10 protein-coding genes are annotated in these 13342 nt (G+C 64.7%); all 10 read right to left on the bottom strand.

Features of this window, described 5'->3' with window-relative positions; translation table 11 throughout:
• Positions 1-3: 3 nt before the first annotated feature.
• Positions 4-1188 (bottom strand): ATP phosphoribosyltransferase regulatory subunit, encoded by a 1185-nt coding sequence (locus tag QD356_RS02490; RefSeq protein WP_131431591.1) that lies wholly within the window; start codon positions 1186-1188, stop codon positions 4-6.
• Between the two features lie 348 nt (positions 1189-1536).
• Entirely contained in the window at positions 1537-2418 is an 882-nt protein-coding gene (gene hflC, locus QD356_RS02485) for a protease modulator HflC (protein ID WP_043335206.1), read from the bottom strand.
• Positions 2418-3638: an FtsH protease activity modulator HflK gene (gene hflK, locus QD356_RS02480; protein ID WP_043335204.1), complete on the bottom strand. Its 1221-nt coding sequence runs from the start codon at positions 3636-3638 to the stop codon at positions 2418-2420. Before hflK ends, hflC begins: the two co-directional genes overlap by 1 nt.
• Positions 3639-4044: 406 nt before the next feature.
• The gene (gene hflX, locus QD356_RS02475) at positions 4045-5415 is read right to left on the bottom strand and encodes a ribosome rescue GTPase HflX (RefSeq protein WP_192837876.1); all 1371 of its coding nucleotides are present in this window, start codon (positions 5413-5415) and stop codon (positions 4045-4047) included.
• Between the two features lie 15 nt (positions 5416-5430).
• Complete coding sequence (hfq, locus tag QD356_RS02470; protein ID WP_043335203.1) at positions 5431-5679, bottom strand: RNA chaperone Hfq; 249 nt, start codon at positions 5677-5679, stop codon at positions 5431-5433.
• Between the two features lie 114 nt (positions 5680-5793).
• A complete protein-coding gene (gene miaA, locus QD356_RS02465) occupies positions 5794-6777 on the bottom strand; it encodes a tRNA (adenosine(37)-N6)-dimethylallyltransferase MiaA (RefSeq protein ID WP_225996381.1) in 984 nt (327 codons plus the stop codon).
• Positions 6778-6837: 60 nt separating this feature from the next.
• Positions 6838-9189, bottom strand: a complete 2352-nt coding sequence (gene mutL, locus QD356_RS02460) for a DNA mismatch repair endonuclease MutL (protein ID WP_225996380.1) — start codon at positions 9187-9189, stop codon at positions 6838-6840.
• Positions 9190-9352: 163 nt separating this feature from the next.
• Complete coding sequence (locus QD356_RS02455) at positions 9353-10807, bottom strand: N-acetylmuramoyl-L-alanine amidase (RefSeq protein ID WP_043335201.1); 1455 nt, start codon at positions 10805-10807, stop codon at positions 9353-9355.
• 121 nt (positions 10808-10928) lie between these two features.
• Complete coding sequence (gene tsaE / locus QD356_RS02450) at positions 10929-11414, bottom strand: tRNA (adenosine(37)-N6)-threonylcarbamoyltransferase complex ATPase subunit type 1 TsaE (protein WP_043335197.1); 486 nt, start codon at positions 11412-11414, stop codon at positions 10929-10931.
• Entirely contained in the window at positions 11395-13200 is a 1806-nt protein-coding gene (locus QD356_RS02445) for an NAD(P)H-hydrate dehydratase (RefSeq protein ID WP_192837875.1), read from the bottom strand. Before QD356_RS02445 ends, tsaE begins: the two co-directional genes overlap by 20 nt.
• Between the last annotated feature and the right edge of the window lie 142 nt (positions 13201-13342).

Genomic DNA, 13342 nt, shown 5'->3' with positions numbered 1-13342 from the left:
AGCTCAGGCATCGAGTGTGACGACCTGCCAGCCGCCGTCGCCATTGACCAGCTCACGGTTGCAACGGTGTGCATCCGCGCCGGTGGTCTGGCCCGGCAGCGCTTCGATGACACGCTCGCCAGCGGCACGCAGCTGGTCGACACACTCACGCAGCGCGCTGTCGTTGAGTGCCGGCGCCCAGATGCCATCACAGGCCGGAGCCTGCACGGCCAGCGAGGCCAGCTGCTTGAGGTCCATCGAGAAGCCGGTGGCAGGACGCGCACGACCGAAGGCACGTCCAGTATCGTCGTAGCGCCCCCCCTTGGCCAGCGCCTGACCGTAACCCGGGACGTAGGCCGCGAACACCATGCCGGTGTGATACTCGTAACCGCGCAGTTCGGCGAGATCGAAATAGAGCGTGACCTGCGGATGACGCTCGCGGACCGCGCAGCTCAGCGCCGTCAGCTGATCCAGAGCGCTGGCGACTGCCGCCGGTGCGCCGGCGAAGGCGGTACGCGCCTGGGCAAGAATCTCGTCATCACCGTGCAGGTGCGGCAGCGCCTTGAGCATGCCCGCCACTACCTTGTCACCCACCACGCGATCGATCAATGCATCGAGAGCGGAATACTGTTTACGCTCGATGGCGGCGAACAGCTCACGCTCGTGCTCGTCATTCATGCCGGCTTCGGCGATCAAGGCACGATAGATGCCGATATGGCCCAGTGCCAGGTGCAATTCACCGGCACCGGCCTGCTCGAGACTGGTCAGTGCCAGGTGCAGGATCTCGTGGTCGGCCTCGAGGCCGGCGTGACCGAAGAGCTCAGCACCGACCTGCACCGGGCTGCGACCGCCCTGGTGCTTGTCCGCCTTGGTGCGCAGCACGTTGGCGCAGTAGCACAGACGTACCGGGCCTTCGCGGTGCAGGGAGTGAGCATCCATGCGCGCCACCTGCGGGGTGACGTCGGCGCTGGCGCCCATCATGCGACCGGTCATCTGGTCGGTCAGCTTGAAGGTCTGCAGATCAAGCTCGGTACCGGTGCCGGTCAGCAGCGAATCGAGAAATTCGACGGGCGGCGGCAGCACCAGGTCATAGCCGAAGCGATGATAGAGGTCGAGCAGCGCGCGGCGCAGCGCCTCCATACGGGTTGCCTGAGGGGGCAATACCTCATCCATGCCATCCGGGAGGAGCCAGCGATCTGCGATGGTCATTGCGCTATCCTGCGAGAGATTTATGACAAGGGGTGACTCGTGACGCGAGGAAATTAACCCGGCTGGCGTGCGTGACGAACGCGACGCCTGCGGGGGATTTCACAGCAGCCGACCGAGACCCGTGAAGCAAGGTCCTGCTCGACGCTTTCCTGTCGGCCTTGCGCCTGTGCATGAAAAGCGGCCACAAAAAAACCGGGCGGTGCCCGGTTGCAGGAGTCTAGCATGAATCCTTGTGGGATGAACCCCGCGAACCTCTCGTACGGCGTTCATCCACTGCGCGGCCTCTGATGCTGCCAGAGGCCGCGCGCAACATCCCCGAAGGCGAGCCTTCGGGCTTAATGATGCTGCTTACTTGCTACCACCCTGCGGGTCCTTGAAGAAGCGGAAGAACTCGCTGTCCGGCTGCATGACCATCATGTTGCCATCGCCCTTGAAGCTGTCGCGATAGGCCTGCAGTGAGCGGTAGAAGCGGAAGAACTCGGTATCCGCCCCGTAGGCACCGGCATAGATGGCGGCGGCGGAGGCATCGCCCTCACCGCGCAGGGTCTGCGCCTGTTCTTCGGCCTGCGCGAGCAGGACGGAACGGCGACGATCGGCATTGGCCTGGATCTTCTCGGCCTGCTCCTGGCCCTGGGCACGATACTCTCGTGCCTCACGCTGACGCTCGGTCTTCATGCGCTCGTAGACCGCCTGGGAGACTTCGTCCGGCAGGTCGATACGCTTGACGCGGATATCGAGAATCGACACCCCCAGTTCCTTGCGCATCACCTCGTCGAGCTCTTCGGTGGGCTTCTTCATCAGCGCGTCACGCTGCTCGGAGATGATCTGCACCAGCTCGAGCTTGCCGAACTCGTTACGCAGACTCTCGTCGACACGCGGCGCGATCAGGCGCTCAGCCATCTGCTCGTCGCCGGAGGTCGCTTCGTAGTAGCGCTTCGGATCGACGATCTTCCACTTGACGAAGGAGTCGACGATGACGGCCTTCTTCTCGCGGGTCAGATAACGGCTTGCCTGGGCATCCAGCGTCAACACGCGCGTATCGAAGGTACGGATCGTGTTGTAGACCGGCAGCTTGAAGTGCAGGCCGGGCTGGATGTTGTCTTCCACCACTTCACCAAACTTGAGCTTGATGGCGCGCTGGGTCTCATCAACCGTGTAGAGGCTGTTGCTACCAAGCCAGGCCACTACGGCCAGACCGGCGACGGCCATCAGTGAGCGATTGTTGATCATTAACGACCCTCCCGACGGATGCTGTTGCTGCTGTCAGTGCTCTGGCTGCGGCTCAGGGCATCACTCGCCTGTCGGGACACACGGTCCAGCTCGCTACGACTCATGCCACTGCTGTCTTCAGCGGCAGCACTGGACTTGTTGGCCAGCTTGTCCAACGGCAGGTACATGAGGGAATTGCCGTTCTCGACATCCACCAGCACCTTGTTGGTCTTGCCGAGCACTTCGCCCATGGTTTCCAGATACATGCGCTCGCGGATGATTTCCGGCGCCTTCTGGTACTCGGTCAGCAGGGACGTGAAGCGGTTGGCTTCACCCTGGGACTTCGCGACCACGGACTCCTTGTAACCCTCGGCTTCCTCGATGATGCGCTGCGCCTGACCCTGGGCTTCCGGGAGAATCGAGTTCTCGTAGGCCAGTGCCTGGTTGATCGTGCGCTGACGATCCTCACGCGCCTTGATGACGTCATCGAAGGAATCCTGGACCGCTGCCGGCGCAGAGGTGGACTCGACGTTGATGGTCTGCAGCGTCAGGCCGACACCGTAGTTGTCCAGATAGGACTGCAGGCGCGACTTGACGTTGCTGGCCAGCAATTCACGACCGGAGGTCAGGATGTCGTTCATGTCGGCACTGCCGACTTCGTGACGCAGCGCAGAGTCCATGGCGTTCTCGAGACTGATCTCGGGCGCACGGACGTTGAGCAGGAAGTCACGCGGGTTGGACACCTGATACTGCACGGACATCTGGACTTCGACGATGTTCTCGTCCTGGGTCAGCATCGATTTGGTCTGGGAGAGCGAACGCACCTTGGTGACGTTGACCTCACGCACATCGTCGATGATCGGCGGATTCCAGTGCAGGCCCGGACCGACGATGTCGTTGTACTTGCCGAAACGCAGCACGACGCCACGCTCTGACTGATCGACCAGATAGAAACCGGAAGCCGCCCAGATGGCGACCAGGATGACACCGATGATACCCGGCAGTGCGAAGGCATTGGTGCTGCCACCGTTGCCGCCATTGCCACCGGCACCGCCACGACGCTTGCGGCCATTACCGAGCATGCCATTGAGCTTGTCCTGGAATTTCTTCAGCGCTTCGTCGAGGTCGGGCGGTCCACCATTGCCACCGCCGTTACCCCCGCCCCCCTTCTTGTCCCCGTTGCGACCACCGCCGCTCCACGGGTCATGCTGGTTGCCGCCACCCGGCTCATTCCAAGCCATACGTCGTCTCCACTCAGTCGATGTTCCGCTCGTCATTATGATGACGCCGCCCTGCCAGCTGCGACCGGTTCCGTGCCTTGAGCCTGATGGCCTCCGGCAACCGATTCTCTCGTACGGCATGGCGACGCGTCCCTTGCGGGAGAAGGCCATGGCCCTGCCCGACGGCCATCGTCCGTCGGACGGCATCCAGCCAATCCTGCTGAATGCCCGCTGCTCTGACGCGCAGGGCAGGCCCTGCGCGAGGGCATCCATCGTCATTCGTGCGCGGCGATGGATGCCGGGTAGTGCTTGCCACTGCGTTGCGACAACGGTGCGCTGCTGCCTCGTGCGCCACTTCTGCCTCGTGCGCCACTTCTCATCGAGCTGCTGCGCAGCGCACCGGCGCAAGTCTCGTTACCTGACGGTATCAGGACTTGTGCGTGACCGACACGCGATGCTTTTCCGCGCGTTCGGCGGACAGCTCACGCTGCCAGGCTTCGCGGTCGTCATGTTCACCGCCGAGATAATCTTCAGGCGATTCACCAAGATGCGACAACAACTGCAGAAAATCGCGTTTCTCGAGACGAATGTCCAGCAGCGCATTGCCCTGCTCGTCATATTGCTCGTCCTTGACCGCGTCCAGCTCATGCAGGCCTGCCCGCAGACGGGACTTCGCAGGCCCCAGCGTCAGCCGCATGGAGATGACGTTGTCGGACAGCAGCTCGGCGAAGGCCTGCATCAGCAGATCCAGCCCCTTGCCGTCGCGTGCCGACAGCCACACCGCCAGCGGACGACCGAAGCCATCACGCTCGATGCGCGGCGCCATGTCGAGTCGGTCGATCTTGTTCATGACCAACAGACGCGGCACGTCACCGGCATCGATCTCGCTCAGGACGTGATTGACCTGCTCGGTATTGCGGTCATTCTCCGGGTCTGCGGCGTCGATGACATGTACCAGCAGATCCGCTTCCGCCGCTTCCTGCAGGGTCGCCTGGAAGGCTTCTACCAGCTTGTGCGGCAGATGACGAATGAAGCCGACGGTATCGGCCAGGACTGCCGGACCGACATCCTCGAGCTCCAGACGACGCAGCGTCGGGTCCAGCGTCGCGAACAGCTGATCGGCGGCGTACACCTCGGAGGTGGTCAGCGCGTTGAACAGCGTCGACTTGCCGGCGTTGGTATAGCCGACCAGCGACAGACTCGGGATCTCGGCACGCGCACGGGCACGGCGGTTCTGATCGCGCTGCTTGTGCACCTTCTCGAGTCGCTTGTGGATCGACTTGATACGGGCGCGCAACAGGCGACGGTCAGTCTCGAGCTGGGTTTCCCCCGGGCCTCGCAGACCGATACCGCCTTTCTGACGCTCAAGGTGGGTCCAACCCCGCACCAGGCGGGTGGACATGTACTCGAGCTGTGCGAGTTCCACCTGCAGCTTGCCCTCATGGGTCCGCGCACGCTGGGCAAAGATGTCGAGAATCAGACCGGTACGGTCGATGACGCGACACTTGAGCGTGGCTTCGAGGTTACGCTGCTGGGAAGGGCTCAATGAATGGTTGAAAATGACCAGCTCGGCTTCGTGCACGGCCAAGGCCTCTTGCACTTCCTCAAGCTTGCCTTCTCCGATGAACGTACGGGAGTCGGGGCGGGGCCGGCTACCCTCGATGAGGGTCGCCGGCACGGCGCCTGCCGAACGTACGAGTTCGAGGAGCTCACCGGCATCCTCGCGTTCTTTTTCGTCCCGGAAATTGACATGCACCAGGACGGCCGTTTCACCGGCTTCGGGTCGTTCGAAGAACAATCAGCGCCTCTAACTTCAGCTTTCTGTGGACGGCACGCTCGGATCCTGGGCCGGCAGGCGCACATTGCGCGACGGCACCACGGTCGAGATAGCGTGCTTGTAAACCATCTGGGAGACAGTATTGCGCAGCAGGATCACGAACTGATCGAAGGATTCGATCTGGCCCTGCAGCTTGATGCCGTTGACCAGGAAGATCGAGACCGGGATACGTTCCTTGCGCAGGATGTTCAGGTACGGGTCCTGGAGTGATTGACCTTTGGACATGTGACTCTCCGTAAAAATGTCTCGTTCGAGGTAAGTATGGTTATGTTCGCCAGCGCTCCGGGTTGCCCTCTTGAGGGGGCTTCACGGGCGCGGGTCGTGACCGCTCATGTTACGCTAAGTGCAGGTCTGGCGCACGATTTTCAAGGTTTCACTGTAAGGATCTACACCCATGGAATCCACCGGGTGAATCCCCTGCCAGCTCCGCAACCAGGTCAACTGTCGCTTGGCGAGTTGACGCGTCGCGATGATGCCGCGTTCGCGCATCTCATCCCGGCTCAGATGGCCATCGAGAAAATCCCACACCTGACGGTAGCCGACACAACGTATCGAGGGCAGGCCCGCATGCAGCTCCGGACGTGCCTTCAGCGCTTCGACCTCGGCAATGAAGCCCTGTTCCAACATCTGATCAAAACGCGTCTCGATACGTTCATGTAACACGGCTCTATCGTGGGGCGCCAGTGCGATCGCTATCGGCCGGAACGGAAGTTCCGCCTCTGGCTGCTCCGCGAGCAGCTCGCTCATCGGGCGCCCGCTGATCAGACAGACCTCCAGCGCGCGTGTCAGCCGCTGGGGGTCAGTGGCCCGAATGCGCTGTGCCGTGGCCGGATCAAGCCGCGCCAGCTGCGCATGCAGCGCCTGCAGACCCTCGGACTGGATACGCGCCTCGAGCTCCGCGCGCAGCTCGGCATCCGCTGCCGGCAGCTCCGCTACGCCTTCCAACAGACGCTTGAAATACATCATGGTGCCACCGACCAGCAGCGGCATCTTGCCGCGGGACTGGATCTCGGCGATATGCGCCAGCGCATCGCGACGAAACTCGGCGGCGGAATAGCTCTCCAGCGGGTCGAGAAAGTCGATCAGGCGGTGTGGCGCTCGGGCCAGCTCGGCCGCGCTCGGCTTGGCCGTGCCGATATCCATGCCGCGATAGATCAGCGCCGAATCGACACTGACCAGCTCCGCGCCCTGCTCCTCGTGCCAGCGAATGGCGAGGTCGGTCTTGCCGGAGGCCGTCGGCCCCATCAACAACACGACAGGCGGCTTGTCAGCCACCTCAGGCGCGTGGTGTCGGGAATCTTCAGGGGGTTGAATCTGGGTCATGGCCTATTGTCTGGGCTGGGAGGTGAATCAGGGGTGAACCGCGACGACACGGGGCGTCATCTACTGGCCGCGCAGGAACAGCTTGTCGAGCTCATGCATCGAAAGCTCGGTCCAGGTCGGCCGGCCATGATTGCATTGCCCAGAGCGCTCGGTGCGCTCCATGTCACGTAGCAGAGCATTCATTTCCGGAATCGTCAGTCGGCGGTTGGCGCGCACGCTGCCGCGACACGCCATGTCGGCGAGCAGTTCATTCATGTGCGCCTCCATGCGGTCACTGCGCCCATAGCGCTCAAGATCTTCCAGCATGCCGCGCACCAGGGGTTCCACATCGGCATTGCCGAGCACGACCGGCACCTGACGCACCAGCAGCGTTTCCGGCCCGGCAGCGTCCAGCTCGACGCCCAGACGCGTGAACGCCTCGGACTCGCGCTCGAAGGTGCCCATCTCACGCGCACTGACCGCCAGCGATACCGGCACCAGCAGCGGCTGGGCCTCCAGATGGCCGCCGCCGTGAACGTGCTGCTTCATGCGCTCATAGGTGATGCGCTCGTGAGCGGCATGCATGTCGACCATCACCAGCCCGCGCGAGGTCTGCGACAGGATATAGACGCCGTGCAGCTGCGCCACGGCGTAGCCCAGCGGCGGCGTGTCATCATCATCACTCTGGGCCGGCAGGCCTCGCATCACCACTGCCGAGCTGCCTGAGACCGAACCACCTGAGACCGCGCCACCCGGGACCGAACTGCCTGAGCCCGAGCCACTAGAGACAGACGGCGCCGACATGCCAGACCCTGCGTCGCTGGAAGGCGCGCCACCGGACGGCCCACCCACCTGAGGCGAGTCGACCCGCCAGCCGGGCGCAGCTTCCCCGACACCGGCCTGCGCACCCCCCAGTCCTGCGCCCTGCCCTGGCCCGTCACCCTCGCGGCCACCTTCGCCCAGCGTGACACGTGGCGCACGCCGCGCCTCACGCTCGGCACTGGCGATCGCCGCCGGATCATTGGCCACGCCCGCGCCGCCACCCGGCGTCAGCAGATGATCTTCGCTGGGGTGCAGCGCCCGATAGCCGGCCATGAACTGACGCACACGCTCGGCACTCAGGCGTTCGCTGGAGCGACCATCACCGGCAGGCGGCAGCTGCGAGGAAGGCTGCCAGGGGGCCGCAGCGCCTGCAGGCGCGCTCGGCGAGGCCGACGAGTCGCCCCCGGCCTGCGAGCCGGCCGATATCGATTGCTGCTCGGAAGCGGCATTTGGCTGGGCGTCCTGTTCCTGACGGCCAAGACGCATGCCCTGCTGCTGCCAGCCGGGGTCCTCCTCCTTCTCCTGCCCGTCGATGCCGGTAGGCGCGGCGCTGTTGTCACCGGGGCGCACCTCGGCCAGCGCCTTGTGCAGGCTCGAGAACAGGAAGTCATGCACCAGTCGCCCGTCCCGGAAGCGCACTTCGTGCTTGGTCGGGTGAACGTTGACATCCACCACTGTCGGGTCGAGCTCCAGATAGAGCACGAACACCGGATGCCGACCATGGAACAGCACATCGCGGTAGGCCTGACGAACGGCATGCGCGACGAGGCGGTCGCGCACCACGCGGCCATTGACGAAGAAGTACTGCTGATCGGCCTGGGCACGCGAATGCGTCGGCAAGCCCACCCAACCGGACAGGCGCAGCCCGGAGGCCTCGATATCCAGATGCAGCGCATGCTCGAGGAAGTTGCGCCCGAGCAGCGCACCGATGCGCCGCTCCACCGTCAGGGTGTCTTCACCGGCGCGCAGCTGGTGCACCACCTTCTGGTTGTGACGCAGCGTCCAGCCGATATCGTGGCGTGACAGTGCCAGCCGCCGGAAGCTTTCCTCGACATGGCCGAACTCGGTCTTCTCGGTGCGCATGAACTTGCGGCGCGCCGGCGTATTGAAGAACAGATCACGCACCGCGACGCTGGTGCCACGCGGATGCGGCGCCGGGGAGACGCGCGGCGCCATCTCGCGCCCTTCCGCCACCACGCGCCAGCCATTGGCTGGTTCCTCCGAGACATTCGAGAACAGCTCCAGCCGCGAGACCGAACTGATCGAGGCCAGTGCCTCGCCCCGGAAACCGAGGCTCGCCACGCCCTCGAGGTCATCCAGGCTCTCGATCTTGCTGGTCGCATGCCGTGACAGCGCCAGCGGCAGGTCTTCCTCGGTGATGCCGCAGCCGTTGTCGCGCACGCGAATCAACCGCGCTCCGCCACCTTCCAGCTCCAGCTCGATGCGGGTGCTGCCGGCATCGATGGCGTTCTCGACCAGCTCCTTGACCACGGAAGCCGGCCGCTCCACGACCTCACCCGCCGCGATCTGGTTGGCAAGGCGCGGATTGAGGATACGGATCCGTCGCTCGCCAGGGCGAGCGGGCTGCATGTCGGTCAGCTCGTCAGACATCGATAGACTCCTGGATACACGAGCGAAAAACCCCGCTTCTCTGAAAACGATACTGTCCGCCGACCCAGCCACGGCAAGCAACGCATGCCGGAACTGCATCAGCGGACAGTGTCTGCACCCCGCCAACGCAAGGCGCGGTCAGGGCGACTTCATGACGTCAGGTTCAGCTGCGCGGAATCTTGAGCAGCTGGCCCACGCGCACCGTGTCGCCACTCATGTTGTTGGCCTGCTTGAGGGCCGCCATGCTCACGTTGTGGCGCTGGGCCACTTCCGACAGCGTATCGCCACTCTTGACGCGATATTCGCCGCCATTGCCACCGCGTGCCTGGCTGCGCTGCCATGCCAGCAGACTCGCGGGCGGCGGATTGCGCTCGAAGTGGCTCTGGATTCCCGAGAAGATCGAGCGCGCCAGCTTCTCCTGATAGGGGCCGCTGTTGAGGTTGCGCTCTTCCTGGGGATTGGAGATGAAGCCCGTCTCCACCAGCAGCGAGGGGATATCCGGCGACTTGAGCACCACGAAGCCCGCTTGCTCCACCTGACGCTTGTGCAGGGAATTCATGCGCCCGAGGTTGGCCAGCACGCCGCTACCCGCCGCCAGCGAATCATTGAGCGTCGCGGTCATGGTTAGGTCGAGCAAGACGCCACGCAGCATCTCATCCTTGTCATTCAGGCTGAGATTGCCATCCACGCCCCCGATCAGGTCAGCACGGTTTTCGGTGGCGGCCAGCCAGCGTGCGGTCTCGGACGTCGCGCCGCGGCTTGAGAGCGCAAAGACCGAGCTGCCGTGCGGGCGCGGGCTGTTGAAGGCATCGGCGTGAATAGAGACGAAGAAGTCTGCCTTCTGCTCACGCGCGATCTCGGTGCGCTTGCGCAGCGGAATGTAGTAATCGCTGTTGCGGGTCAGGATGGCCTTGAAGCCGGGCTGGGCATCGAACATGCGCTTGAGGCGCTTGCCGATCTTGAGCACCACATCCTTCTCTCGAGTCCCGCTGGGGCCGCTGGCGCCCGGGTCTTCCCCGCCGTGGCCAGGGTCGATCGCGATGATGATGTCACGCTTGGGATGTGCCGCCGCCTGGGTATTGACCACAGGTTCCGCCGGCTCGCCCTTCAGCTTGCGCTTGGCCGCGGCCTGTTCCTGCTCGCGGATACGGGCCTCGATGGGGTCGATGGGGTTCTCGACCGCCGATTCGCCGGGGAACTCGAGATCCACCACCAGGCGATTGCCGTACTTGGCATTCGGCGCCAGCGTGAAGTCCTTGGGATTGACCGGGCGCGTCAGGTCGAGCACCACACGCAGGGCATCCCCTTGACGCCCGCTGCGGATCGACTTGATGGCACTGCCTTCGAGATTCAGCGCGGCGAACTTGCGCTCGACCGCGGCACTGGCCACTTCGCTGCCGGCAAGGTCGATCACCAGACGGCGCGGATTGTCGAGGCCGAAGACCTTGGCCTTGGCGGCACTGTCGAGATCGAACACCAGCCGCGTGTGGTCCGGTGCGGTCCACAGGCGCAGGTTCTCGACCTTGGCGGCCAGCGCCTGCGGCGCCAGCACCAGACTGGCAAGCGAGCAGACGACGCCACCCGCCAGCCAGCGACGGAAACTGCGCGCCAGACGCATACGGGGGATTTTGGACGCTATTTCAGGCATCAGACAGGATGACCCAGACAGAAAGAACATGAATGAAGATAACGAATGATCGGACACTGCGCCGCCAGACAACGCAAGCGGAACGGCGTCATCATGCCTGAGAGGTTCGACGCTCGGCCAGTGTTGCCAACCAACCCTCACCTCGCGGTGTCAGGGCAGTCAATTCGGCCTCGCGTCCTTCGTCGGCGACGAACAGCGTGATGCGCAGATCCGGCGTGGGCAGAAAGCCCTGACCACAGCTCGGCCACTCGATCAGCGCCAGGCTGTCGGCGGCGAGCAGATCGCGCCCCCCGATGAACTCGAGCTCTTCAGGGTCGGCGAGACGGTAGAGGTCGAAGTGGTTGATGTGCCACTCGCCACCCTCGGCCCGTGGCAGCACGTAGGGCTCCACCAGGGTGTAGGTCGGGCTCTTGACCGCGCCCTGGTGACCATAGGCGCGCAGCACGCCGCGGGTCAGGGTCGTCTTGCCCGCCCCCAGCTCGCCCTCCAGGAACACCAGCCCGCGGCCGGCAAGGATATTTCCCAATTGAGTGCCGAAGGCAACCTGGGCGTTTTCATCAGACAGAAGTATGCGCATCTCGGGCCCGTGGATTGAGCAATAAATGCATATAGGATGCCAGATCACCTGCGAGCAGGCCACGTTCACCACGCTCCTGCACCGCCCGGTCGGCCGCCAGGGCATGCACCAGCACCCCAAGCCTTGCCGCCTGCGCCATGGCGCGCGTGACTCGCCGGGCCTGCGCCGCCTCATCCTGGGAGGAACGCGGCTGGCGTGCATCGAAGCCGCCGTTGAGCGCCTGCGCCGCCAGACCCGCGATGATGCCACCCAGCACATCGCCCATGCCGCCACTGGCCATGCCCGGATTGCCATAGGGGCAGAGCGCCACCGCCGGCCCCTCAAGTACCCCCACAGCGCTCGCCACCAGACTGCCCGCGCCCTTGAGCACCACGCTGCCGCCGAAACGCTGCTGAAGCGCTCTTGCGGCTGCGATCCGATCGTGTTCGATGTCCGCCACACTGCAATCGAGCAAACGCGCGGCCTCGCCGGGATGCGGCGTCAGCACCCAGTCGTCGCGACGGATGATGTCGCCTTCGCTCGCGCGCCAGGCCAGCAGGCTCAGGCCATCGGCATCCACGACCAGCGGCTGCCCCGCCGCCAGCACCCGCGACATGCCGCCCCAGCCCCACAGCATGCTCTCGAGACTCTCCGTGCCCATGCCGGGCCCGACCAGCGTCACGCTGGCCTGTGCCAACTGTGATTCCAGCACGGCGAAGCCATCGTGGCTGCTGCCCTCCGGGCCACTCTTGAGACCGCGTGCCATGACCTCGGGGCAGCGCGTCAGGCTGGCGCTGATATGCGCGGGCGCCGTCAGCAGCGCGACCTTGCCGGCACCGGCCCGCGCCGCTGCCTCACTGGCCAGCAACACCGAGCCCCCCAGCCCCGGCCCACCGCCGAAGACCAGCACGCTGCCGGTATCGCCCTTGTGGGCCAGCGGCGAGCGCGGCACCAGCTCGGACTCCAGCCAGCGCGGTGTCAGCCGCTGCACGGCGTCCTCTGCCAGCAAGGCCGCGGTTCGCGACTGCGCGACCACCTCCGGCAACACGCGCGCCGCGCCCAGGCGCGCCAGACTGACGTGCCCGGCGTGCAGCTCGGCGCGCCCGGTGTGCAGGCCCGGCTTGTCGACCAGAAACGTCAGCGTCACATCCGCTTCCACGGCGACACCCGCGACCGCGCCCGTCGCGGCGTTCAAGCCTGAGGGCACATCCAGCGCCATGACATGCACGCCCTGCTGATGAGCGTGATTGATGCGCTCGATGGCTTCGACCACGCTGCCGCGCGGCGCATCGCGCAGGCCGATGCCGGTCAGCGCATCCACCAGCAAGGGCCAGCCCTTGAGCAGCGCATCCGCCGCCTCCTCATCGGCCTTCGGCCATGCCAGCGTCTCGACGCCAGCCTCGCGCGCCGCGATCGCGGCCAGCTGCGCATCACCGGTCAAGGCATCCTCCGGCGTCAAGGCGATGACCCGCACCTCGAAGCCCGCCAGCAATGCCAGACGCGCCAGCAGATAGCCATCGCCGCCATTGTTGCCGCCGCCACACAGCACGCACAGCCTGCGCGTCTCCGGCCAACGCTGACGCAGCAGATCAAACGCCGATTGCGCGGCGCGCCCCATCAGGCGCTTCTCCACCGGCGCCTCGCTCTGGCCACTGTCAGCGGCGACGGTCTCCTCCGCGAGCATCCAATGCTCCAGATCACGCAGCGCCGCCAACGGCCACAGACAGTTGACCGAACGCCACAGCGTCATGGTTGCCGAAGATGCCGGGGGGCAGGTCTGGTCAGAGGTCGATCCGTGCGCTGTCATACCTACACTCCTTGTCTGGATATCCATTGCCTGGCTGGATGTTCGTTGCCTGTCTGGACGCTCGTTGCCTGTCTGGATATGCGTTGCCTATCGTGAGACATGGCGCTGCATGCCGCCTTCCTTTCTACTGCACCTTACCTGC

It is taken from the genome of Cobetia sp. 2AS (genome assembly GCF_029846355.1).
GTDB classification, from domain to species: Bacteria; Pseudomonadota; Gammaproteobacteria; order Pseudomonadales; family Halomonadaceae; genus Cobetia; species Cobetia amphilecti.
Note: the sequence above shows the minus strand (reverse complement) of the source record. Positions and strands in the feature narration are given on the sequence as shown.